A 24,862-nucleotide genomic window follows, 5' to 3' on the forward strand; every position below is an offset into this window, starting at 1 on the left:
AGCCAGACAGCAGCATCCCTTTTTGTTTCGCCAAAAAGGGATGCCAAAAAGGCGACCCAGGCGTCGTCGCCCCCTGAAGGGGGTACCCGTTTATGCAGTATAAAAAATGGGAAAGTCCGAAAACTCGCCTGCGGCCTTGCTTTAGGAACATGCGCTTGCAAGCGCATGTCGTTACGCAGGCATGCGTACATGCACCATGAAACCCCTGCTACACCTCAAGCATCGGCCTTTCTTTTTCCATTTTCTGTAATGCACAAACGGCGTCGACACATGGGAACTGCAGAAAGTCAAAAGCAAAAACAAAAACAAAAACAAAAACAAAAACAAAAACAAAAACAAAAACAAAAACAAAAACAAAAACAAAAACAAAAACAACGTCACTACGACCTGTACTCATGCTTCTTAAAGCTGGGGTGATTTACTTTTCTGAATGATGCTTTCATTTTAAAAAACTCCCGTGCCAGCATATTCAAAAAACATGCAGTTTATGACGCACGGGAGAAGAGGTTCAGGCCAACTGTTCTGCTGAATTCCCGGAAACAGATCTGGGAATTCACAGGCTTTACTCAGGCATGCAGGGAAAGGGCAAGACGTTGACGAGTGGCTTTTCTGGCTTGCAGGGTGACAGCAATGAAGGCGATGGCGCAGGACCATAGCAGTGAAAACACCAGCGTCCACCAGACGATGGGTGCGCGTTCTACATAGCTTGCCAGATAGCGTTCTATCGTGATGGCCGCAACGGGCAGGGCGATGGCGGCTGATAGCAAGGTCAGCAAGCCTAATTCTTTCATCACCAGCCTGGTGATATGGCGTTTGCCTGCGCCGTAGAGTTTGCGCAGGGCGATTTCTTTTTCGCGTCTTTGTACCGTATAGGCAGACAAGGCATAGGTGCCGAATGCCGCGATGGCCAGGGCGATGATGCTTGAGATGACGAGCAATCTTGCCAGGCGCTGGTCTTCTTCATAATGCGCGTCAAGGATTTGCCGGGCACTGTGCATCTCCAGTAACTTGTCAGGGAAGTAGACGGGCCAAAGGTTTTGCAAGGTGCTGGCAGTCGCCGCAACAGACGTACTACTGCGTATGCTGAGTACGGTTCCTGCCACCCAGAGTTCATAGGCGATGGCGCGTGGTGCTTCGCGAAGGGAATGGAAGCGCAGTTCAGGGGCAATGCCTATGATGCGTTTAATCGCTTGCTTGCCGTCGAATTGCTTGTACACCAGAATTTTTCCGACAGCGGCTTCCGGTGTGGCAAAACCCAGCTGGCGTACTGCAATGGTATTCAATATGATGGGTTCAGCATCGCCTTCCTTGTCCAGCCTAGCATCAAACAAGCGTCCGGCGACAGGTTTGATCTGGTAAGTAGCAAAGAAATTGGCACTGACGGATTTCATGTCGGGTGCAATCGCAGTACCGTCCGGCAGTTTGACATCCATCAGCCACGGGTTGATATAACGGCCTATGGCATCTGTTGACGCAGCCATGCTGGCGACATCCGGCTTCTGTGACAAGGCTGCGATCAGGCCCTGGGCATTCTTGCTTTCACTGACAGGTTCGGGCAAATCCACGATCAGGATAGGAGCAGGATCAAAACCCGGCGATGCCTTGATAGCAAAGTCTGCCTGCCAGGCGATTGCCAGCGTCACGCTGGCCAGACCCATGGCAGTGGCAATCTGCAAGACTGTCATCAGCCTGCGCAATTGCCTGCCTTGTGTGGACTCACTGTCAGGTCGCCCTGCCAATATCTGGGTAGGACGGGTACGGATGGCAATCCAGGCCGGGTAGATGGCAGTCAGCACACCCAGCAGCATGCCAATGATGAGAGCGGCAGCGAGATTGCCGCCGGAGACTATGCTGTCGAGCTTGCGGTTCATGAGTTCTGCAAACAGCGGCAGCGCGAGGTAAGCCAGCAGCAGGCCCAGCCCAGTTGCCAGCATGGATACCAGCAAGGATTCCGCCAGGAATTGCAAAATGATTTGAGGGATGCTCGCTCCCAGCACCTTGCGCATGCCTATCTCACGCTGCCTGCGCAGTGTGCGCACCGTCGCCAGATTGACATAATTGATGGCTGCCAGCACCAGGATCAGGACGGCGATGGCAGTCAGCCCTTTGATCACCGCAGGGTCGCCCCGGTCACCCGGCACAGTGATAGGATTTTTTGCAATTTCCTGATCAAAATAGGCGTCCCGCAAAGGCACGAGGCTAAGGTCCATCGCCTTGCGTGTACCCAGTCTGGCTTTGGCATCTGGCAACATATTGTTTTGCACACTGCTTGCATGATCGACGATATCTTGCAGCTTTTCGGTAATCGCCTTGAGTGAACTGCCAGCTTGTATACGTATGAAGAGTTTGGCATTTGAAGCGTGCGCACCTGTCAGCGCTTCAGCCCGTTCTTCGGCGGAAAACAGGGAGGATTTCTCTCCGACGACAGCAGAATAAGGTATCGTCGTATTGGCAGCCGCATCGCGCAAGATAGCAGCCACGCGCAGGGTCTTGTCATTGATCTGTATGGATTGAGACAGGGCCGGTGAAGGGCCAAATATCTTCCTGGCGGCGCTTTCGGTAATGGCTATATTTTCTGGTTTTTCCAGTGCGGCTTTCAAGTCTCCCGCTACTGCCTGTAAGCCCAGCATTTCTGCAAACCCTGGCAAGGCGGGAAGAATTTTCAGTTTGCTGAGATTTTCGCCCACGCGGACCGTGGCATCAGGTTGCAAAATATAACCACTGATATCAAGAACCCCAGGGATATTCTTGCCCGGTATACGAAGCAGGGCGGGGGCCTGGTCAAACCGTGCTTCTGCCGGGTCAACATTGTATTTATGCTTGATGACATACACTTCATCGACGTGCGGTATCTGGCTATCGTATTCAAAAGCAAAGCGTACAAAACCCAGCATCAACAGACATATCGCCATGCCTAAGCTGAGTATGCATATGCTGATGCCTGAATAGCCAGGTTCTTGTGCCAGTACGCGCCAGCCTATGCGGAAATCTCTTAATTTCATCTCAGGTTCTGCCTCATGCTGCCTGCAAGGCATCGACGACGATACGGCCATCAAGCAAATGCAGGGTGCGTGAAGCCTGCGCTGCGTGTGATGGTGAGTGGGTGACCATGACCACAGTCGTGCCTTCTGCATTGATGGTGCGCAGCAAGCGCATGACTTCATCACCATGCGCACTATCGAGGTTGCCAGTAGGTTCATCAGCCAGCAAGACCGCCGGATTGGCAATCAGGGCGCGGGCAATCGCCACGCGCTGCTGCTGGCCGCCAGACAATTGTGAAGGCCTGTGCTTTGCCCTGTGGCTGATACCCAGTTTCTCCAGCATGGCAGCAACGCGTTCACGTCTTTCTTTGGCTGGCGTGGCAGTATATTCCAGTGCCAGTTCCACATTCTCTGCGACGGATAATTCTTCTATCAGATTAAAGCTCTGAAAAATAAAACCTATACGGCCACGACGCAGTTGATTGAGTTTATTTTCACTCCACGTCGAGATGTCCTGACCTTCAAACTCATAGCTCCCCTGCGTAGGCACATCCAGCAGACCGAGCAAGCCCAGCAAGGTCGATTTACCACAGCCAGAAGGCCCGGTGATGGCGATATACTCGCCTGCATCAATATCGAGGTCTATCTGGTCCAGTGCCGTGGTTTGTATTTCGCCGGTGATATGGATTTTGCTGACAGCTCTTAGTTTGATCATGATAAGTTTCCTGATTTTTATTTACTGATTTGCAAGCGTTCTGCATTAGTAAAATTGGCATAGCCCGATACGATCACTTTGTCTCCTTTTGCCAGACCTGACAAGACTTCTATCTGGCGATTATTGCGCCTACCGGTTTTTATTTCACGCCTTACGGCTTGTGTCCCATCGGGTTTAAGAGCAAACACCCAGTTGCCACCTGTATCCGTGACATAGCTCGCATTGGGCAATAATAAAGCCTGGCCCGGTTCACCCAGCGTGATATTGACTTCCAGGCTTTGACCTGGGCTGATCGCATAATCCTGCTCTTGCGCAAACTCCAGTTCCACCTTAAAGCGGCCATCCTTGATTTGCGGGAAGATATTACGTACCACGACGGCCAGGGTTTTATCCCCCAGATGTACTATGCCATTGCGCCCGCTGGCAATTCGGTTCAAATAATATTCATCTATTTGTGCCACCAGTTTTACCAGCCTTGGGTCATCGATGCGGCCTATGCGTTTTCCCGTCGTCATGGTTTCGCCAACTTGCAAATGAAAGTCAGTCAGCCTGCCTGCGACCGGGGCGCGCACTACCAGTGCAGTGACCGTGGCATTCACCAGTTGCAAACCTGACTGCAAGTCCCGGATGCCATTTTCCATTTGCAATTGCGCATCACGCTTCACTTTCAACTCTGCATCGCGGCTGGTTTTTTCTTCATCGACGGCAAATTGTGCACGTGCCAGTTTATCTGCCGATTCTTCCAGCGCCACTAAAGAGATAAAACTTTGTTCTGCCAGCTTTTCATTTCTGGCATGTTGTTTCTTTGTTTGAGCCAGTTCAAATTCCAGTGCTGATAAACGGCGCTGGTGATCTGTATTACCCAACTGGAAATTCACACGCAAATTGGCCAGATTGGAAATCTGCTGCGTATGTTCCGCCTGCCGTGCCAGCAATTCCATGTTGCGCTGGGGATTGGATAGCCGGAACAATAATTGCCCCTGTTTGACCATGCTTCCATCCTGGGCAAATACTTCTTCCACGCGGCCGGATTCAACAGCATCAAGCACTACTGAATTGAGTGGCTCTGCGGTGGCGCGCAACATCAGGTCATCCAGATAGAGCCCTTGTTCAACGCTGGCAATACGCAGCTCATTTGCTTTTACCAGTAAGCCTTGCGGCATCATATACCAGGCCAGGCTGGCTAAACCGCCAAGCAGCACCAGCGCAAAGCAGGTCCGCAGCCAGCGCTGCTTACGCTTTCCGGGTATCACTTTGTCCATCGCTACGCCGGTAATGGCGGGGAGTGCGTTTGGCTGCGTCATCTCTTGATTTGTCTGCTGTCTCAGTATGCCTATTGCAAAGCCTGTGCCAGGCATGTCCTGCCCTTAAAACCAGTATCTGTGTCATATTTCTTGCGAAACTGTCCGGAAATGGACAAGTCAGCGACAAGTTTGCTTGTTCATATACGGACACAGCCAGCCAATAAAAAAGCACCGCTCCCATGACGGGAACGGTGCTTCAATGAATCTCAAAAACTTACTTGGGTTTTTTTAACAGCGGCAACAAATATTTGCCCGTCACACTCTCAGGGTTGGCAGCCACTTCTTCCGGTGTACCTGTCGCAATAATCTTGCCGCCACCAGCACCACCTTCAGGGCCAAGATCGATGAGCCAGTCAGCTGTCTTGATGACATCCAGATTATGCTCGATGATGACCACCGTATTACCCTGGTCACGCAGCCTGTGTATTACCTTCAACAGCAGGGCGATATCATGGAAGTGCAAGCCAGTGGTAGGTTCATCCAGGATGTACAGGGTGCGGCCGGTATCGCGCTTGGATAGTTCCAGCGACAGCTTGACGCGCTGCGCTTCACCACCCGACAGGGTAGTGGCGCTCTGTCCCAGCCGTATATAGCCCAGGCCCACATCCAGCAGGGTCTGCAATTTGCGCGCAATGATAGGGACCACCTTGAAGAATTCATGCGCATCTTCTACCGTCATGCCCAGCACTTCATTGATGTTCTTGCCCTTGTAATGCACTTCCAGGGTTTCACGGTTATAACGCTTGCCGTGGCAGACATCGCAAGGCACATACACGTCAGGCAAGAAATGCATCTCTACCTTGATCACGCCATCGCCCTGGCAGGCTTCACAACGACCACCCTTGACGTTGAAAGAGAAGCGGCCAGCGCTATAGCCACGCTCTTTTGCCGTCGGCACAGTCGCGAACAGGTCACGGATAGGTGTGAACAAGCCAGTATAAGTGGCAGGGTTGGAACGTGGTGTACGACCTATCGGTGCCTGATCGACAGAAATGACTTTGTCAAAATGTTCAAGACCGCTGACATGGTCAAATGTTGCCGGTTCAGTTTGCGAACCATACAAGTGACGCGCAGCGACGTGATAAAGCGTGTCATTCACCAGCGTTGATTTGCCTGAGCCAGAAACACCGGTAACGCATGTCAGCAAGCCCACTGGCAATTTCATCGACACTTTTTTCAGGTTATTGCCACGCGCACCGGCAATCAGCAATTGCTTGGCAGGGTCTGCCTTGGTACGCTTTTTAGGTACTGCAATTTCCAGCGCGCCACTCAGGTATTGCGCAGTCAGTGAACGCTTGTTGCCCATGATATCTGCCAGCGTACCCTGGGCGATAATTTCACCGCCATGTACACCTGCACCCAGACCCATGTCGACCACAAAATCGGCGCAGCGTATCGCATCTTCATCATGCTCAACCACCAGCACGCTATTGCCAATATCACGCAAGTGCTTGAGCGTATCAATGAGCCTGTCATTGTCGCGCTGATGCAAGCCGATAGATGGTTCATCGAGTACATACATGACGCCAGTCAGGCCAGAACCAATTTGCGATGCCAGACGTATGCGCTGGGCTTCACCACCAGAGAGGGTATCGGCACTGCGTTCCAGCGACAGATAATCGAGACCGACGTTATTCAGGAAAGTCAGGCGTGCCGTGATTTCCTTGATGATGCGGTCAGCGATATCGCGCTTGGAGCCAGTTAATTTCAAATGTTCAAAGAAATGCAGGGTTTCGCGCAAAGGCATGGCGCTGATATCGTAAATCGCCTTCTCTTGTTTGCCTGTCCCCACCTTGACATAACGTGCTTCTATGCGCAGGCGTGCACCATCGCAAGACGGGCATTGTTTTTCATTGATGAACTTGGCCAGTTCTTCCTTGACGGCCATGGAATCGGTTTCGCGATAACGGCGTTGCAAGTTCGTGACCACGCCTTCAAAGCTATGCTCCTTGATGACGGTACGGCCTTTTTCATTGATATAGGTAAACGGTATCTGTTGTTTGCCTGAACCATACAATATTGTCTGCTGTGCAGATTCCGGCAATTGCTCGTAAGGCGTATCAATATCAAATTCGTAGTAAGCCGCCAGGTTGGACAGCATCTGGAAATAGAATTGATTACGCCTGTCCCAGCCCTTGACTGCACCACTGGCCAATGACAAATTAGGGAAGGCGACGATACGTTTAGGATCAAAAAATTCTATATGCCCCAGACCATCACATTCAGGGCAGGCACCCATGGGATTATTGAAAGAGAACAGGCGCGGCTCCAGCTCCTGCAATGAATAACCGCAAATAGGGCAGGCAAATTTGTTTGAGAATAATTGCTCATGATTGCTGTCCATATCCACAATCAGGGCGCGGCCATTTGCCAGGCGCAAGCAAGTCTCGAAAGATTCTGCCAGACGCTGCTTGATATCCGCCTTGACCTTGACGCGGTCTATGACCACATCTATCGTATGTTTCTCGGTCTTCTTCAATTTCGGCAGGTTATCGACTTCATAAATCTTCGCCTCATGTGTGCCGCTCTGTACGCGAAAACGTATAAAGCCCTGTGCCTGCATCTGCTCAAACAAATCCATGTGCTCACCCTTGCGGTTGGCGACCACAGGCGCGAGTATCATGAGCTTGGTATCTTCCGGCATGGCCAGCACGGCATCCACCATTTGCGACACTGACTGCGCAGCCAGCGGGTTTTCAGGGTGATCCGGGCAATACGGTGTACCTACGCGCGCATACAGCAGGCGCAGGTAATCATGGATCTCGGTGACCGTGCCAACAGTAGAACGCGGATTATGCGACGTGGCTTTTTGTTCGATGGAGATAGCCGGTGACAAGCCCTCAATCAAGTCCACATCCGGTTTTTCCATCAACTGCAAAAACTGACGCGCATAGGCTGACAGCGATTCGACATAGCGGCGTTGGCCCTCTGCGTACAGGGTATCAAAAGCCAGTGAAGACTTGCCTGAACCAGACAGGCCAGTGATGACCACCAGCTTATTGCGCGGCAAGTCTATGCTGATATTTTTCAGGTTATGGGTGCGTGCACCGCGTACGCGTATCAATTCACGTTTTTGTGCCAATTGAACATCACTGGCATCAAAGTCAATTTCTGCCGGTTTGGGCGCTTTTACTGCTTTTGTGCGTGTCGTCATAATCTCTGTGCTGAATTTGGGCCGAATTGGAGGAAGTAGGCGTGCAACCTGATACTATAACGGGTTTTGAAAATTAACGCGGGCTCGTCTTTGCTTTGCGCAAACTAAACTGATTTGGCGAGCTTTTTTGAATATGACTATTGCAACATCTTCCGACGCATCCGCACTGAGTGAGCAAGAACCTGCCGGCATGAGCCGTGAGGAAATCAGCTCCAGTGCTTCCCTCGCTTCCATCTTTGCCTTGCGCATGCTGGGTCTGTTTCTCATCCTGCCGGTATTTGCAATTCATGCCAAAACCCTGCCTGATGGTGACAATGCCAGCCTGGTTGGCCTCGCCATGGGCATGTATGGCCTGAGCCAGGCGTTCGGGCAAATTCCCTTTGGCATAGCCTCGGACAAGTTTGGCCGCAAGCGCATCATCGTCATCGGCCTGTTGCTATTTGCCATTGGCGCTTTTGTTGCAGCATCTGCAACCACAGTCGTAGGTGTCATCATCGGTCGTGGCATACAGGGTGCAGGCGCGATCTCCGCCGCCATCACCGCCCTGATTGCCGATACCACCAGAGAAGAACACCGCACCAAGGCCATGGCCATGGTGGGCGGCTCCATAGGCCTGACCTTTGCATTTTCACTAGTGGCCGCACCCTTGCTGTACCAAAGCATAGGCATGAGCGGCATCTTTGCCATGACTGGTGTCTTGTCACTGGTGGGCATCGCTGTTGTTGTATTCATCACGCCAGAAGCACCAGCCATACGCCATAAACCTGTACCCCTGTCCGTAGTCTTGAAGAATACCGAACTCATGCGCCTCAATTACGGCGTGTTTGCCCTGCACCTGACACAGATGGCCATGTTCGTCGTGGTGCCAGCGGCACTGGTGCAATATGCTGACCTTCCCGTTGCTGCGCACTGGAAAGTTTATCTGCCCGTGATGTTCGCCTCTTTCATCGCCATGTTGCCAGCGATTTTCATCGGTGAGAAATTTGGCAAGATGAAACAGGTCTTTGTTGCCGCCATTACCCTCTTGCTGGTGGTGGAGCTTGGTCTGTGGCAATACTTGCAATCCCCAGCCATGCTGGTAGGCTTGCTGTTTGCATTTTTTATCGCCTTCAACATCCTGGAGGCATGCCAGCCATCTCTGGTATCGCGCATCGCCCCGCCAGCCGCCAAAGGTGCTGCGCTGGGTGTGTATAACACCCTGCAGGCCCTGGGCCTGTTCTGCGGCGGTTTGTTGGGCGGCTGGATTAAACAAAGTTTCAACCCGTCATCAGTTTTTATTGTTAGTTCTGTGCTTACAGCCGCGTGGCTTATAATCGCTATCAATATGCCCAACATACCCAAACGCAGCAAAACTGCTGTTGCGGTCAAGGCATAAATTAATTTGTATCAGGAAAAATTAGGAGAAATACATGGCATCAGTGAACAAGGTCATTATCGTCGGCAACCTTGGGAGAGACCCGGAAACCCGTTACATGCCATCAGGCGATGCAATGACCAGCATCACCGTGGCAACCACCGATAGCTGGAAAGACAAATCCAGCGGTGAAAAGAAAGAACAGACAGAATGGCACCGCATCACCTTTTTCGGCAAACTGGCAGAAATCGCCGGTCAATACCTGAAAAAAGGTTCGCAAGTCTACGTTGAAGGCAGCCTGCGCACCCGCAAGTACACTGACAAAGACGGCGTAGAAAAATACGCAACCGACATCAAGGCAGACAGCATGCAAATGCTGGGCAGCCGCCAGGGCATGGGCGGCGGCGCACCGATGGACGACAGCGGCTACGGCGGTGGCGGCGGAGCACCAGCCCCACGCCTACAGGCAGCCCCACAGCAACGCCAGGCCCCAGCCTCACGCCCGGCACCGAATTTCTCGGATATGGATGATGATATTCCGTTTTAACCCCGAACTTTTTAAAATGTAAACAAGAGCCCACTTCCACTATGAGGAGTGGGTTTTTTGTTGACAGTGAAGATGATGCTGGGATCAAATCACTGTTTGCTGCGCTTAGCAACGGTGGCGAGATGCAGGCACCATTGGCAAAAGCCTTTTTGAAATTCATTTCTGACCAGATCTGGCCAGACGAGTCGTATGAGCCTCTGGCCTTGGTCTTAGCTCGCATTGAATTGGTGACAAAAACTGCGCGTATGTTCTGGGGAAAACGGCGGACAGGTTTGCGCGAACTGTCTTGCTGCTATTTTGCTTTTGTAGCTTCAGGAGTTTTTGTGGAGGTCTGCGCATTGAGCGCTGCAAGCGCTTCATCGCACCAATCAACATAGGCTAGTTCGTAACGAACCCCACAACGGATAACCAGGTAATCCGCCAGCGCAGTTGGCGACAGGGTATCTGCATCTGGAAAATCACGCGCAATCACTGATTGATAAAATTCTTGCTTATCAAGATGGATCTGTCGATGTCGCTTTATTTCCTCTATCAATACACGGCGGTCAACCAGAGATTCTGCCCGCAGCTTAATCAACAGATCCTCACGCATGGCTGATACGCCAATTGGCTCGGCTATCCACGTTGCCAGTACCTGTCTCCCTTGATCGGTAATGGAATAGCATTTGCTGTTGGGGCGGTCTCGTTGCTCGACCAATTCAGCCGTGACCAAACCATTCCGCTCCATCATCGCAAGTTCTCGGTAAATCTGCTGGTGTGTCGCATTCCAGAAGTGACTGACGACGCGATCGAATTCCTTCGCCAGTTCATAACCGCTACGAGGATGCTTCAGGATAGAGGACAAGATTGCGTGCGCGAGAGCCATCATTGAAGGATATCATAGCTTTGCAACTTATTGCATAGCTAAAATTGGCGTGATAATATTCATATGCAACAAATTGCATATGAATATTAAAAAAGGGAATCATATGAACAAACTTGTTTTTTCAAGAATATTTTCAGTTGTTACCTTGCTTGCTGCTTCATATGTGCTTTTTTTTCCGTCAACATCGAGGGCGAGAACGCCAGGGGATACGATCATGCATACAGAAGTGCCTGCTGCATCCAGTGCCAATAGCCATGAAAATATGGTCCGGAACTATTATCAGACAGCCGAAATGCGGCCATACAGCGAAGAAGCCATATCCAGCTTCTTTGATGATAGTTACCAAAGTTATCCACCTCGCAAGAACGCACCTGGTATTAGCGGCAAGCAAAGTGCATTGAACCTCCTGAAAAATCTCTCAGTTGGTTTTCCGGATGGCAAGCGCAGTTTTGTCATGATGGAGTCTTTGAGTGAAGATAGGGTACTGGTTTACTTTACGTTCACTGGCACGCATTCGGGCCCATTCTTTTCATACCTTCCAACCGATAATCAAGTGTCCTTTGTGGGTGTCGATATTTTTACAATCAAGGACCATAAATTCGTAGCGAATCATCACGTTGAAGATGTGAGTGCACTTCTCGAGCAACTGAAGAGTAAATAATCACGATGCCCGATAAACGAAACCATTGACTGGGCTTTGCTGCTTGCGTTAATGCTGAGAGGTTTTATAGCAACGAAGGGATGCTTGGAAAAAGTACCCGGCTAACTCTATGTACTTAGAACGCATTTCATAAATACGGTGAGATGCGTTTGCCTCTTAACATGGGGTGGCCAAGGGTAAAACTATGGACAAGGCAGTCAATAGCGGTGCTATTGATCACGAGTCGAATTGTCAAAACCTGCAGTCCGGCGTGCGTTGCGAGGCAAACCCTCTTAGTGAACTGACGATTTGGGCGCATTGCAGCGCGTAGTGTGTCACCCCTCCCTCGCTAAGGCATCAGCCTTAGCTTCACAGGGTACACACCTTAGGCCTTGGACTGCATCTCAAATCGTCTTGTTCGCACTCGCGCCTATTTATGAAAGGAGTTCTAATATCAGCTAGAGAACCACAGACATGCCTGGCAGCAGTTTATCCAGTGTAATTTTTTCTCACAGAGAATTTTCTATGGGAGCTGAAGAGTTGAAGATGCCATTGCTTTAACAGGTTTAATAAAACCTAAGTCCATGGAACAAACCTGTGTGCTTCCAAAATTCTGTTGCTTAATTCCTGTCGGCAATCTGCTTGCGCAAACGGTCATCCTGTTCACGTAATTCCGGGGTGAGTATTTCGCCAAAATCTTCATTCTCAAATATTGGTCTTATCTCAATTTCTGATTCGCCCGGCATGGGATTGGGGCAGCGTTTTACCCAGTCTATCGCCTCCGCAAGCGATTTAACTTGCCAAATCCAGAAGCCAGCCACCAGTTCACTGGTTTCTGCAAACGGGCCTTCTATCACTTTGCGGTCAGTTCCTGAGAATCTGACCCGTGCGCCTTTTGATGATGGATGCAGGCCTTCCCCTGCCAGCATGATGCCGGCATTCACGAGTTCTTCATTGTATTTTCCCATTTCTGTCAGCATTTTTTCGCTTGGCATTACGCCAGCCTCGGAATCTTGCGTCGCCTTGACGATAACCAGAACTTTCATTGTTTGCCTCCGTCTTGTGTGGGGAAGAGCTGATTTGTTTTTATGGGGATGATCTCTATGTCTTTGGATAACTGAGTTTAGGATACCAGTCAGCCCCACGTCCTTCGGGAGTGCTGTCGAGTATGGTCCAGAGTGGCATGAGGTCGGGTGCGCCACGTGGATCCTGACCGGGATCTGCGCTGTCGGCCCCCATTTCGCCGCTCCAGAAATGCCGGATAGTGCCATCGCGCCGGGTAAACACATTGAAAGCGGGAATGTCGGCATCGTCTGCGCTGACGTAATCGCGGGTGTAGTCGCCACTGACATCGGAATACAGTCTGAGATGCTGCCAGCCACGTTCTTTTTTAAAAGAGATCAGGCGCTCAATTGATGAACGGGCGATGACCACCAAAGAGATGCGTTGTGCAACATCTGTTGCTTCGCCATCCCAGGCGGACAGCAAAGAGGTGCACATGGGGCATGGCCGTTCTCGTTTCGGGCCAAACATGTAACTGTAAATCGCCAGGGTCTGCTTGTCGCCAAACAGGCTGGCGAAGTCGGCAGGGCCATCTTCGCCTTCGAAGTGATATTGCTTGGCTACTTCACCTCCTGGTGGCAGGGCGCGCCGCTGTTCTGCTACGCGTTCTATCTGCCGCCGGAGCTCAATTTCCTCCGCGAGTAAAGCATTCCGGGCAAGTCTGTATTCTTTACTTTCGTTAGGGAAATGCACAGTGTTCTTGCTTGCCAATTCGATTGCTGACTTGAGTTGTGGTGTACCCATGTGAAAATCTCCTGAGCATGAATGACATGTATATTTGGGGTCTGGTATCAGTTTTCCTGCTCAGCCACGTTGACCATCCATGACACGCCAAAACGGTCGATGACCATGCCAGACAGGGATGTCCAGAACACCTTTGCCAAAGGCATCTGCACCTTACCGCCATCGCTGAGTGCAGCAAATAATTTTTGCGCCTCGGCATCGTCTTTGGCTTCCAGATTCAGTGTGACACCTTTGATGTCCGGGTGGGCCAGGGTCTCGACGCCATCGCTTGCCATCAGCGTGGTATTGCCTATGCGAAATGATGCATGCATGATTTTGTCAGGATCTGGTGAAACCGCGCGCAACGCCGGGTCAGGGCTGTCTTTCCAGCGCATCATGACGATTACCTCTGCCCCCAGCGCCTCTTGATAAAACTGAATAGCTGCTTCGCTGTGGCCACCAAAGGCCAGGATAGTTTCAACTTGCATGGTATTTCCTTGGAGTATAAATAGCTTGCCAATCACTTTAACCCGCAGCTTACGCCAGTCGCAATTGGCGGACTGTTCGTCAGCTCACATAAAGAATCCAGGTTACAGCACCAATTCCATAAACCGCCAGCGTGGATGCAAGACAGATGGCACTTCCGCACCTTCATAAGGTGGGCAGTCCTTGAAGCCGGCAGTGTCATACAGTCTATGGGCTGCATGCATGAAGGGTGCGCTGTCCAGGCGCACACGTTGATAGCCCAGGCTGCGGACATCGTTGAGCAAGTGCTGTAAAAGTGTGTCGCCCAGATGCAGTCCGCGAAAAGCCGGTAATACGTACAAGCGTTTTATCTCGGCAATGCCAGTTTGTATGCCGCGCCTGCCACCCATGGCGGCAAACTGACCATCTACTTCGACCAGATAAAACATGCTATCGAGTGCATCTGCACCACAAATTTTATCCAGCGCGCCAGGCACATATTCAGCCAGTGACATACCAAGTAAAGCTTCAGTAGTAATACCAAAATCTTGCGCTATGTTCGCTGCCACCCAGCCCATATATTCCATATTCATGGTGATGAGGACATCTTTGTGTTGCGCAATATCAGCCTTGATGAAAGTAATTGTTGTCAAAATGCTGACTCCTTAAATGAGTAATCGCAGATATTGCAGGGGTTGACATCTGCAGGTGTATGGCAGTTTTGCACTACAATGCGCATTGATAGGGATTAAAGCACTGGCGCAATCTATACCTTGATGCGCATTAATATCAATAGTGTAACGCTCAATCAAAAATTTCTCTTCTTCCTCTTAGACTTTACCCATGACTTTTGAATCCCTAGGCCTGATCCCGGAACTCTTGCAAGCGGTCGCCGCACGCCAGTATGAAACACCTACTGCGGTGCAGGCGGAAGCTATTCCGGCAATACTGGCTGGCGAGGATGTGATGGCACTGGCACAGACCGGTTCTGGCAAGACGGCTGCCTTTGCTTTGCCATTGTTGCAGCGCACGCAGAAGGACATGGAAGAAAGCAGCAAACAGCGTAAAGTCAAAGTCCTGATACTGGTACCTACCCGTGAATTATCCGGGCAGGTAGGCCAAACAATTGAGGCTTTGGCAGAGCATTTGCCAAAGAAGCTGAAGGTAGCTGTTATCTATGGCGGTGCTTCCATCAACCCGCAGATGATGCATTTACGTGGCGGTGCCGATGTCGTCATCAGTACACCAGGCCGCTTGCTGGATTTGCTGGATAGCAATGCCCTGTCTTTAAAGGACGTGGCAACGTTGGTACTGGATGAAGCAGACCGCTTGCTGGATCTGGGCTTTGCCGATGAAATCAAACGCATACTTGAGCAGTTACCTGCCAAGCGTCAAAACCTGTTTTTCTCAGCCACTTTCTCACCCGCAGTCAAAAAACTGGCACTGGCTTTGTTACATGAGCCCAGACGTATTGCAATTGCCGACCTGCGTGAAAACCTGCCAGACATCGAGCAAAGAGCGATTACGGTGGATAGTGACAAGCGTACCCGCCTGCTGGTACACCTGATCAAAGAGCAGCAATGGGAACGCGTACTGGTCTTTGTCGCCACCAAATATGCGAGCGACACCGTCAGCAATAAATTGAAAAAAGCAGGTATCAAGGCAGAAGCATTTAACGGCGATGCCAGCCAGGGGGCACGCCAGCATATGTTGACTGACTTCAAGGCCAACCGCATACAGGTGCTGGTTGCTACTGACCTGGCGGCCCGTGGTATTGACGTGGCTGGCCTGCCTGCTGTCGTCAATTATGATTTGCCCCGCTCGGCTGACGACTACATCCACCGCATAGGCCGCACTGGCCGTGCCGGTGCGAGCGGCACGGCGATCAGCTTTATCCTGGCTGAACATGAAATGCATTTCCGCCTCATAGAAAAACGTCAGGACAAACGTGTGCCACGCGAGACCTTGCCCGGTTTTGAGCCTGTGGCAATTGCAGCAAACAAGGCAGACTCTGAGGATAGCCCCGATGCGCCCACCGGTGGCATCAAGGGCAAGCGTAAAAGCAAGAAAGACAAGCTGCGTGAGTTGGCCGAAAACAATAAATAAATGCGCGAAAATATTTCTGGACAGCCAGCTTTTGCGAGTGCTGCGTCTCAAACCATGTTGCCATTTGAGATTCATCTGACGGTAGCAAATGTACAGGAAGCAGATATTCCGGGATTCATTGAGTTCTGCGGGGAGATCAAGGCAAAACCGCTCCTGATAGAATTATCAAGAGGTACGCATTATCAGCAACTGATGTTGAGCAAACTTCTGATGGCGGATCGACTGGATGCCGTATTGGAGGTAGCAAAAAACTATGGCTGCATATTGAACCAGCGAGCTTACAAAACAAGCCGCCTGAAAATAGAGATACCCCTGCAATACGCAGAAGAGTATAAAAAAAATGTAGCCATGTCATCAGATGTTTACTATGAATGGCACGGTAAAATCAATTTCTCCAGGTCCGAAGATTTGCTGCGGTTTTGTGAAAATCATGAAGTGCATCTATCCAGAAATTCCCTCAGAAATGAACCTGGAATGCGTTTTGTGACTTTGCGCGAATCGGGTAGCAAGGCTGTTTTTTTGCGCAGGGTTGAAGCTTTGCAAAAAGGTCTGAAGGACAGTGTCTGGACCATTATGCACGAGCGTTTCGAATACTGCATCTTTGATGATAACTGTGCGCTGGATCACGGTTGGCTGTATCAGTCTCTTTAATGGAAAATCAGGAACTCTTTGATGTCATCTTCTAACTTACCAGCATGTGATGTTTCCCCCGCTTTCCTGGCCGGTGAGGCTTTCATACGTCGTGCCGCAAGTCTGGATTTACCTTTCATGCTGAAAGGCAGTTTCTTGACACGGCAATATTTTCAAGACCCGGCTCAACGCATTCCTGCTGATCTTGATTGGGTATGCACGCAGGGAGTCGTTGATGCCGCGGGCGCGCGCACTATTCTTGACCCATGGGCAGTGGCAGTCACTGAAACTGTGGCAGAAGATGGCATACATTTTCGCAGCTTTAGAGAAAATGCTTTTTGGCGAATGATAGATTACGCCATGGCAGAAGATTTTCCTACGGTGAATACTGATCTGGCTTACTGCGTGGGAGATGCACCATACAATGAAATTAGTATGGATGTGTCTCTGAATCTGGATCTGGCACAGGGGCCTGTGCCTTTGCTCTACAGGCCGGTTGTGGGCGACGCTTTTTTGATTAAAAATACGGTTCCACTGTCCTTGCAAATCGCATGGAAAATTCATCAGACCCTGGTCAGGCCACGTTTCAAGGATTTATTTGACCTGGGGCACTTGTTACAGCATCCAGACTTTGATGAGGGAGCTCGCACTCAGATGCAGCAGGCACTTGAACGCGAATGCCAGGCTGGCAAAGTCGATATGCGGACACTGACATATTTTTTGAGTGGAGATATTGCCAGGCTTTTTCCAAATAATTCCATAGAAAAGAACTGGAATCTGTTTCGGCATGATCAAACGCCACCTTATCATTCCTACACAGACATACTTGCGTTTGACCGGGCAGATCGAATTACGGATGCCGGTAAGTTGCCGCGCGATTTATCTGATTTCCTTGAGCAATTTCATGTAATCCTCATGCGGGCAGGTTTGGTTGAGGGGGTTGCAGGATGCACGCCAGTAACATCCAATGCACAAATCGTCACGTTCTTTATGCCGCCAAACCGCCTTGTTCCTGAGATAGTGAAGTCTGCACCTGAACAAGACAATAAACCAGTTGATGGTGACGAAGGTCATGCTAAAAAAAGCAGCGAGTCGGACGCTGTTATTCAATCTCCTATGCAGTCTCGCGAAGCTAAGTCACTTCCAGAAAAAACGTCGATTCTGGGAAATTGGATAAAGAAGATCAAGGCCTTGTTTTAGCAGGCCTTGATTTGAATTTGGACAAGGCCTGGCTTTAGTTTGTGCAATGAGTAAGCGCAACGTTCGCCACGCCTGAACTGGTATTCGTTACCGAGTTATTGTCACAGACGATATTGCCAGTCAGGCCCGACTGCATATTGATGCCATAGCCCTTGGTATTGAGATTAAAACGGTTGCTGCTGAATTTATTGTTCTTGCCCCAGCCGGTATAAGCCTGATGGACTTGAAAGCCATCAAGCAGGTTCTTGTCGCTGGAGGTGGGGTGGTTATTGACGGTATTGCCGGTGATTGCGTAATTATTGCCTTTGACATCAATCACACTGTCGGCATAATTTTCTCCACTGATGCCGCTGCCGTCAAAGATATTACCCTGTATCAAACCATCAGACGAGCCTTCCTTGATGTCTATACCCTCGGCATTCACATTCGGGCCTATGCTGTTGGTCAGTACCTTGTTGCGGTCACTCTTGTCCGGGTTGCATGAAGTGTAGGTGCACCAGTTGGAATTGGCTGATCCTATATACACACCTTCACCAAATCCAGCCTGCTTCTTGCCAGTGTTGTAGATGTGGCTGTTTTTCAATACATTGTCGGTGCTGAAGGCGCGAAAGTGTATGCCTTCATCATCGACATCATGCACCGTAAGGTTTTGCAATACGTTGTTGGTGGAGGTATCAAGGATGATGCCCTTACCTGAATTATTGACTGTGATGCCATCAATGATCCAGTAGTTCGCATGATCGAGATACAGACCATAACCGCCGCTGTTCGCCAGCACTGCGGCAGATGATCCGGCAGGGCCTGTCAGTTGTATGGGCTGGTCGGCCTTGCCATTTTTGTTCTTGATGACGAACTTGTCTTTGTAGGTGCCTGCCGCTAGTTGTATCACATCACCTGCTTTTACCTTGCTGATGGCGTCTTGTAATTCCTTGGCGGTTTTTACCTTGTACGTCGTCGCCATTGCAGGCAATGCTGCTACTGACAGGGCGCAAGTGATGAATGCCAAAGCCGGTTTCAGGAAAACTGTTTTGCTATTTGGTTTTGCAGATAACATGATGTACTCCTTGCTTGTTTGGATGGAATTAACTTCTCGTTATAAAAAACAGACGGCAGAAAACCATCCGGCAGAAGTGCCGGAATTTGAAAAAGGGGGGAATGCTTGATCTTCAAAGTCGTGATGAACGGTACAGATTGTTCATCACGAGCTTCATTTTTGACTAAAGACGCTTAGAATTTGGCATCCAGCCTGACACCGAAATAGCGGAATGCGTCACGCGCAGGTGTCCAGGTAGTGTTGGTCACTGTCAGCACAGGATTTGGTGCTTTTGAACTCCAGCTACCTACGCCAGTGAAACCAGTATTGGCATAGTGGCGGTCAAACAGGTTGTTAACAAAGAAGCTCAGTTTGTACTTGTTCATCTTGTCCCTGATGCCAAAACCGATATTCGTCACGCTGATGGCAGACACCGCCAGTGTAGGGTCCTGGTTCAGGTTGGTGATGACATCGCTTTGATAACGCACACTGCCTGTGATGAAAGCATCGAAAGGCAGGTTGCTGAAGCGCAGGTCATATTGTCCACCAATATTGGCCTTGATCTTTGGTGCATTTGGCATCCTGGCCCCTGCCAGGTCTTGCACGTTCTGCCCGCCATACTGTGCAGACTTTAACTGGCATTCTGCATTGAAACCACCATTCGGACTGCCAGCAACATTATAGCAAGGGGCATTCGGGAACTCTGTAATGGTGGCATCGGTGTAGGCTATGCTGCCATTCAGTATCAAATCCCTGGTTACCAGTGCCGATACATCCATTTCCACGCCACGCGTCTGCACACCACCTACACTATTGAGGCGGGTCACATAAGTTGTCGTACCAGGCAGATAGCCACCAGAATTTTGCTGGTAATCGCTGAACTTGCTGTTGAAGGCAGCGATATTCAGCGTCAAACGGTTATCCAGGAAATTACCTTTGAGGCCGATTTCAAAGGTCTTGGCAGTTTCTGATTTAACTGGTTGCTGGGCAGCAGTGGCTGCATTCAAGCCGCTGGTCAGGTCATAGGCAAGACCTTTATAACCGGTAGAGCCCATGGCATATACCATCAGGTTGTTGCTGACCTGATGCTGCAGGCTGAGTTTGCCGGTGGTGGAGTTTTCGGTATTGTCGAGGCTGGAAAAATAGTCTGTCTGTACATAAGCACCGGGTGGTGGTGCGCCGACAGAGAAACGGTAACCCGAGGTTTCACGGTTATAGCGCAGGCCTGCGAGCAGGCTGAAGTTCTTGGCAAAGTCCCAGGTCGCCTGGCCAAACACGGCGCTGTTGACATTGTAAGTATCGGTAAAATATTGCACAGGCGTGGTCAGTGTAATGCCGTTGTAGCCGCGCACGAAATGGCGCTCTATGGAATTTTTTCCATACCAGTAACCGAGCACATAACGCACGGCATTCTTGTCATTAGAGGTGAAGCGCAATTCCTGTGTTTGCGATTTGACGTCGAAGGTGCCGTACTGGGTATAACCTGCATTAATACCGGCAGGCTTGCCGTTCGTCAGCGGGTAATACAGCAGGGTAGGCACATCGACAAAGTCCTGGTCGCGTGAGTCATTGGCATAGTAACGGTCGACTGAAGAAATCGAGGTCAGCGAAGAGCCATCGGCAAAGTTGTAAGTGAATTTCAAGCCCGCGCCACGGCTGGTCGAGGTCTGGCCAGTCATGGCGTCATTGCGCACATCGGTATTGTCCGGGCCTATACGTATGCCATTCAATAAAGTCGTTGCAGGCAGTTGCGCAATATTCGACAACAGACCGCCTTGTGCCGGTGTCAGGCTGGTCAGCGCCAGCACGCAGCAGGATGTCACCGTACTGTTATAACGTGGCGAGAAATCGACATCGATATTATCGGTAGGGTGCCAGCTCAGTTTGGCCATAAAGGTCTTGCCGCCAGAGCCGTTGACCTTGCTGCCATCAGTCAGGTTATTCACATTGCCGGGGAAGCGGTTATCGCTGGCACTGACACGAAAACCAAATTTCTCTGATACCTCACCGCCGTAGCTGAGTCCAAAGCGCCATTCACCATCACTTGTGTATAAAGTGCTGGCGCTTCCTGCCAGCGGGCCGGAGATGGGTTTGGTGACGATATTGACCGCACCGGCAATCGCGCTTTTACCAAACAGTGTGCTTTGCGGACCTTTTAAAATTTCTATGCGTGAGATGTCAGTCAGATCCTGGAAGGCCTTGACCTGCATGCCCATGGGAATATCATCGATGATGACTGCCACATCAGCTTCCACACCTATGCCTATCGATGTGGTACCTATACCGCGCATATTGATGCCATTATTGGCTGGTGTCGAACCATAGGTAATCGACAATGCGGGTGACAGATTGATGACGTCAGCGATTTCCCTGACATTATTACGCTGCAAGGTGGCATCACCCAGGACTGAAATCGCCATCGGCACATGGTCAAGTTTTTCTATGCGCTTGTTGGCCGACACGACGACTTCATTGAGTTTGCCGTCGGATGTTTCTGCAGTAGTAGCCTGTTGTGCCTGCGCTGCCTGTGTCAGGGCCAGCATGGCCAGGCTGATGGCGAAGCTCAGGGGTTTGAGTTGCATGGGGTGTTGTTTGCTGCTGAATTGTGCTGACATTCTTGTCTCCGGATATTGTAGTTTTATACTATTTTTTACTGCTGATTTTTTGATGAATTTTCGTTACTAAATTCTCGCTGTTCAATTCTATTGATACCGTATCGTCCATTTGATTTTCAGTGGCTGACCAGGCTTTAGCTGTTGCGTGTTGCAACTGATATGGTTGATGAAGGGTCCAGTCGGGGTCTGGAAGTAGGCGTCACCAACTACCCGTTTAACCGCGCATTTTTCCAGACCTTCCACGACGAATTCCGTCACACCGCCTTTACTGAAATAAATGTGATTTCCATCCTGCCTGACCGCATCAGAAAAGCTGCTGAACTCCAGACTGGCTTCTTGCATCTGCGTGCTGCCGGTCGCTGTAAATTCATCTGTCCTGCTGATGTTGCCGGATTCAAACTGGTAGCGGCTATTGAGTTTTACCCGGTCATCTTTTTGTGGTGGCTTGCCTTCGCCTGTCATGCGTGTCAGCCCGCTTTGCTGATAGCTGATGAATGCAGATTTTTCTGTTTTGCCAGTCTGGATATTGCTCATGAAAGCGGTGGCCAGCAGTTTGCTGCCATCTGTCAGCGTCAGACTGGGGACAAGCTGCGGATGGGCAAAGCCGCTGTCTGGTATGCCGACGATGAGATCATTTGAAAACGGCAGTGGGTAATAGGGGCTGTTCGCATGCTGGCCAGCACCACCATTGGCCAGTAACAGGCTGAACACATGCTGGCGGTCGCGGTAGATCGCCAATGCCCTGTCATACTCACCGCGGGCAAACCAGTTGAAGCTGAAACGTGGCTGGGTTTTATCTGCCCATGCTTGCAGGTCGGCCAGCGGTATGCGCTGGTCATAACCGAGTTTGTGCCAGATGGCATTGGTGGTCAGCAATTGATGCAGGAGTGAGAAATTTTCACCCAGAACCCTGTGCGCACCACGGTAGGCATCGGTCTTCCTGCCCTTGCCCCACAAATCGACTGAATGCAATTGCGGGTCATACCAGAAGCTTAAAAACTTGTTGAATACATGGGTAGAGTAGGCATAGGCATAATCTCTTTCCACAGGCGTCAAGACATCCAGATAAGCAGATGCCGACAGGATTTCGAGTATCGCGGTATCACCGTAAGCGCCTATGCTGCGGCCAAAGCTGAAGCCATCGCCCTTGTCATTTGCCATATTCAGGGCGATGTCTGCGGCTTTCCTGAGTTTCAGTTTCAAGTCAGGTCGCACTTCCTTGCCGGTTTCTATGAGCCTGTGGCAAATCTCGGCAATCAGTAAAATGCTGTAGCGGTCAAAGCGACCTTCACCATCGGTTTCATCAGAAAAACCATATTCGCCAGAATGTGCATCGTAGTGCGCCAGCAGGGTATTCAAGAGTTTTTCACTGCCACTGGCATCTTCCCAACCGAGCAACATGCGCAGGCGTGCTACGCCAAATGCCACGCCGTAATAATTGGTGGGCAGGTTGATGAGTTTCAGGTCCGCTTCATTGACAAAGCTGCGCCAGTCCAGTTGCTTCTTGAGTTTGGCCAAAGTGGCAGGGCTGACGGCCTGCTCCAGCAAGCCCGCTTGCTGTATCTGTTGCAGTGCCAGCAAATAATAATAAATGCCCCAGGTATGGTTTTCCATATCGACCGTCATGTCGGCACTGGTACGAAAATTTTCTGCTGCCTTTCGCCTGGCTTCTGGTGTCAGGGCAGGGTTCAGCATTAAATGGGCGAGGCCGGTAGCGATTTTCCCTGGCAGGAATTTATCCTTGCCATTGAAGGCAGGGTAACCCGCCAGCGTGGTTTGCAATCTCTCGACCAGCAGTTTTTGTGACAGGTAATCTAGCTGGGGGTAAAGCGATTCTTGCACCAGCGTGTTCATGGGGGCCTGCACTTGCGCCACAGATGCAGTGAGTTCAGCATGGGCTGAAGCGCTAATGTTCAGTGACAGTGCTGACGCTGCGATGCAAAGCTTGTGCAGATTGTTGAGGAAGGGCTTGCGGTAAGACATACATCTCCTGATTTTGTTATGTTTCCCTTGGTATGCGGTTTCAAATTTGCATTTGAAAGTATTTTGGGAAAACGTTTAACTAAATAGTAGATGAATTCAAATTGAAGGTAAACCTGATTTTAGATTTTTTTATTAGCCTATCAAAATTGAGATGCAAGAGTAGAGTTGAATTGACAAGGCAGTGCGTTTTCTGCGCGCAGAGATACGGCTGGGCAGCGCATTAAAGAAAACGTTTTCTCAAATTGTCGTTTTTTTGCACAAATACGATTTGTTTCGTGCGTAATTTTCAGGAATTGGCCGGGCTTCTTCTGTTCATGACTGAGGAGCGCAAAATCAGTTGCGGTTCTATCGTGGTCAGGCCACGGGCAGTTTCGCCATTGATCATGCTGATCAGCGTGCGCATGGCAGCGACGCCCATTTCTTCACTTTGCAGATCGACTGAGGTCAGTGCGGGCGAGGTATAGCGGCCATACTGGATATTGTCGAAGCCAGCAATGGAGACATCTCTGGGAATATCAAAACCCAGGTTTTGTGCTTCTTTCATGAAGCCAAGTGCCATTAAATCGTTATAGCAAACCACGGCATCAGGATGTTGTTTACCGAGCATGATGGAGGAACAAAGGCGCTCGCCTTCTTGTGCAGATGGTGAGTTGACGTTGTAGATTTCTGCTGTCAGTTGATGCTCACTCAGGCATTCCTGCAGGCCACCAAAACGTTCTTCATCACGGCGGGACTTGTTGAAACCCATATAGGCAATGCGCTTATGCCCCAGGGTCAGCAAGTGCTGCGCCAGCATGTAGGCACCCTTGTGGTCATCACTGCTGACACAGGGGGAGCTGAGCTGGCTCAGGCGGCCAAAGAATACCAGTGGTTTTTCCAGTTGCTCGGTCCAGCTCAGGTCGGCTTCACTCATGCGTGAAAAAAGTATCATGCCATCGACACGGCGGCTTAATGCTTCTATCAAGGGTTTTTCACGACCCAGGTTTTCTTCGGTATCGACCAGCAGCAAGGTATAACCATGTTCTATGGCGATGCGGTTGGCTCCTTTGACGATGCTGGTGAAATGGGGATTGCTGACATCCAGTATCGACAGGCCTATGGACTTGGTGCGCCCGGTGATCATGGATTGGGCCAGCGGGTTGGAGCGGTAGCCCAGGCTGTCAATGACAGCCGTGATCCTGGCTTCTACGGTAGAAGAAAAACGCTGGGTACCATTGATGAATTTGGAGATGGTGGCAGTAGAGACGCCTGCTTCAGCGGCGACATCACGTATGGTCGGTGGTTTTTTCTTCATCGCGTATAAAAAAGTATTCCAGACAAGCTATGGCTGTAAGCGTTTAACTGCCAAGCTGATTCAGGATGCATCTTACCGTACAAACTACAAGACATGTATCAATGTCATCTTTCATGCGCACCTCGGAAGATCGCATCCTCCGGGAGCACGGTATGAGTTTACTTTGAGTGCAAGGAAATATTTGACCACGG

20 protein-coding genes are annotated in these 24,862 nt (G+C 50.4%); 7 read left to right on the forward strand and 13 right to left on the reverse strand.

What is annotated here, in order from left to right; all coding sequences use genetic code 11:
- Window positions 1-189: 189 nt before the first annotated feature.
- Window positions 190-417: a hypothetical protein gene (locus tag AC3WQT_RS15465; protein ID WP_492704897.1), complete on the forward strand. Its 228-nt coding sequence runs from the start codon at window positions 190-192 to the stop codon at window positions 415-417.
- Between the two features lie 149 nt (window positions 418-566).
- Here AC3WQT_RS15465 and AC3WQT_RS15470 read toward each other — a convergent pair whose 3' ends face one another.
- From AC3WQT_RS15470 to uvrA, 4 genes are all read right to left on the reverse strand, one after another.
- Window positions 567-3,002 carry an FtsX-like permease family protein gene (locus tag AC3WQT_RS15470; protein WP_492704899.1) on the reverse strand — a complete coding sequence of 812 codons (2,436 nt, stop codon included), beginning with the start codon at window positions 3,000-3,002 and terminating at the stop codon, window positions 567-569.
- Between the two features lie 13 nt (window positions 3,003-3,015).
- A complete protein-coding gene (locus AC3WQT_RS15475) occupies window positions 3,016-3,696 on the reverse strand; it encodes an ABC transporter ATP-binding protein (protein WP_492704901.1) in 681 nt (226 codons plus the stop codon).
- Window positions 3,697-3,713: 17 nt separating this feature from the next.
- Window positions 3,714-5,000 carry an efflux RND transporter periplasmic adaptor subunit gene (locus tag AC3WQT_RS15480; protein ID WP_492704903.1) on the reverse strand — a complete coding sequence of 429 codons (1,287 nt, stop codon included), beginning with the start codon at window positions 4,998-5,000 and terminating at the stop codon, window positions 3,714-3,716.
- Window positions 5,001-5,214: 214 nt separating this feature from the next.
- Window positions 5,215-8,154, reverse strand: a complete 2,940-nt coding sequence (gene uvrA, locus AC3WQT_RS15485; RefSeq protein ID WP_492704905.1) for an excinuclease ABC subunit UvrA — start codon at window positions 8,152-8,154, stop codon at window positions 5,215-5,217.
- A gap of 190 nt (window positions 8,155-8,344) precedes the next feature.
- Here uvrA and AC3WQT_RS15490 point away from each other — a divergent pair, with 190 nt between their 5' ends.
- On the forward strand, window positions 8,345-9,529 hold the full coding sequence (locus AC3WQT_RS15490; protein WP_492705052.1) for an MFS transporter: 1,185 nt from the start codon (window positions 8,345-8,347) through the stop codon (window positions 9,527-9,529).
- 34 nt (window positions 9,530-9,563) lie between these two features.
- Entirely contained in the window at window positions 9,564-10,055 is a 492-nt protein-coding gene (ssb, locus tag AC3WQT_RS15495) for a single-stranded DNA-binding protein (protein ID WP_492704907.1), read from the forward strand.
- Between the two features lie 292 nt (window positions 10,056-10,347).
- Here the strand turns inward: ssb and AC3WQT_RS15500 are convergent, their stop codons facing one another.
- Window positions 10,348-10,923: a PadR family transcriptional regulator gene (locus AC3WQT_RS15500; RefSeq protein WP_492704908.1), complete on the reverse strand. Its 576-nt coding sequence runs from the start codon at window positions 10,921-10,923 to the stop codon at window positions 10,348-10,350.
- 100 nt (window positions 10,924-11,023) lie between these two features.
- Between AC3WQT_RS15500 and AC3WQT_RS15505 the strand changes: the two genes are divergently transcribed.
- Window positions 11,024-11,581: an ester cyclase gene (locus tag AC3WQT_RS15505; RefSeq protein WP_492704910.1), complete on the forward strand. Its 558-nt coding sequence runs from the start codon at window positions 11,024-11,026 to the stop codon at window positions 11,579-11,581.
- 599 nt (window positions 11,582-12,180) lie between these two features.
- On the opposite strand, the gene AC3WQT_RS15510 is transcribed toward AC3WQT_RS15505, so the two are convergent.
- The 4 genes from AC3WQT_RS15510 to AC3WQT_RS15525 all read right to left on the reverse strand — a co-directional run bounded on the left by AC3WQT_RS15510 (window position 12,181) and on the right by AC3WQT_RS15525 (window position 14,463).
- On the reverse strand, window positions 12,181-12,606 hold the full coding sequence (locus AC3WQT_RS15510) for a YciI family protein (protein WP_492704912.1): 426 nt from the start codon (window positions 12,604-12,606) through the stop codon (window positions 12,181-12,183).
- Between the two features lie 55 nt (window positions 12,607-12,661).
- A complete protein-coding gene (locus AC3WQT_RS15515) occupies window positions 12,662-13,366 on the reverse strand; it encodes a DUF899 family protein (RefSeq protein WP_492704914.1) in 705 nt (234 codons plus the stop codon).
- A gap of 47 nt (window positions 13,367-13,413) precedes the next feature.
- Window positions 13,414-13,833, reverse strand: a complete 420-nt coding sequence (locus tag AC3WQT_RS15520) for a VOC family protein (protein WP_492704916.1) — start codon at window positions 13,831-13,833, stop codon at window positions 13,414-13,416.
- 102 nt (window positions 13,834-13,935) lie between these two features.
- Window positions 13,936-14,463 carry a GNAT family N-acetyltransferase gene (locus AC3WQT_RS15525; RefSeq protein ID WP_492704918.1) on the reverse strand — a complete coding sequence of 176 codons (528 nt, stop codon included), beginning with the start codon at window positions 14,461-14,463 and terminating at the stop codon, window positions 13,936-13,938.
- Between the two features lie 190 nt (window positions 14,464-14,653).
- Here AC3WQT_RS15525 and AC3WQT_RS15530 point away from each other — a divergent pair, with 190 nt between their 5' ends.
- The 3 genes from AC3WQT_RS15530 to AC3WQT_RS15540 are packed head-to-tail and all read left to right on the forward strand — an operon-like array spanning window position 14,654 to window position 17,746.
- On the forward strand, window positions 14,654-15,916 hold the full coding sequence (locus tag AC3WQT_RS15530; protein ID WP_492704920.1) for a DEAD/DEAH box helicase: 1,263 nt from the start codon (window positions 14,654-14,656) through the stop codon (window positions 15,914-15,916).
- Window positions 15,917-16,567 carry a hypothetical protein gene (locus tag AC3WQT_RS15535; RefSeq protein ID WP_492704922.1) on the forward strand — a complete coding sequence of 217 codons (651 nt, stop codon included), beginning with the start codon at window positions 15,917-15,919 and terminating at the stop codon, window positions 16,565-16,567.
- Between the two features lie 21 nt (window positions 16,568-16,588).
- Window positions 16,589-17,746 (forward strand): nucleotidyl transferase AbiEii/AbiGii toxin family protein, encoded by a 1,158-nt coding sequence (locus tag AC3WQT_RS15540; protein ID WP_492705054.1) that lies wholly within the window; start codon window positions 16,589-16,591, stop codon window positions 17,744-17,746.
- A gap of 34 nt (window positions 17,747-17,780) precedes the next feature.
- On the opposite strand, the gene AC3WQT_RS15545 is transcribed toward AC3WQT_RS15540, so the two are convergent.
- From AC3WQT_RS15545 to AC3WQT_RS15560, 4 genes are all read right to left on the reverse strand, one after another.
- Complete coding sequence (locus tag AC3WQT_RS15545) at window positions 17,781-18,800, reverse strand: right-handed parallel beta-helix repeat-containing protein (protein WP_492704923.1); 1,020 nt, start codon at window positions 18,798-18,800, stop codon at window positions 17,781-17,783.
- Window positions 18,801-18,973: 173 nt separating this feature from the next.
- Complete coding sequence (locus tag AC3WQT_RS15550; protein ID WP_492704924.1) at window positions 18,974-21,394, reverse strand: TonB-dependent receptor; 2,421 nt, start codon at window positions 21,392-21,394, stop codon at window positions 18,974-18,976.
- An 87-nt stretch (window positions 21,395-21,481) separates the two neighbouring features.
- Window positions 21,482-23,377: a hypothetical protein gene (locus tag AC3WQT_RS15555; RefSeq protein WP_492704926.1), complete on the reverse strand. Its 1,896-nt coding sequence runs from the start codon at window positions 23,375-23,377 to the stop codon at window positions 21,482-21,484.
- A gap of 286 nt (window positions 23,378-23,663) precedes the next feature.
- Entirely contained in the window at window positions 23,664-24,671 is a 1,008-nt protein-coding gene (locus AC3WQT_RS15560; protein ID WP_492704927.1) for a LacI family DNA-binding transcriptional regulator, read from the reverse strand.
- Window positions 24,672-24,862: the final 191 nt, after the last annotated feature.

Source organism: Undibacterium sp. FW305-107, assembly GCF_058788535.1.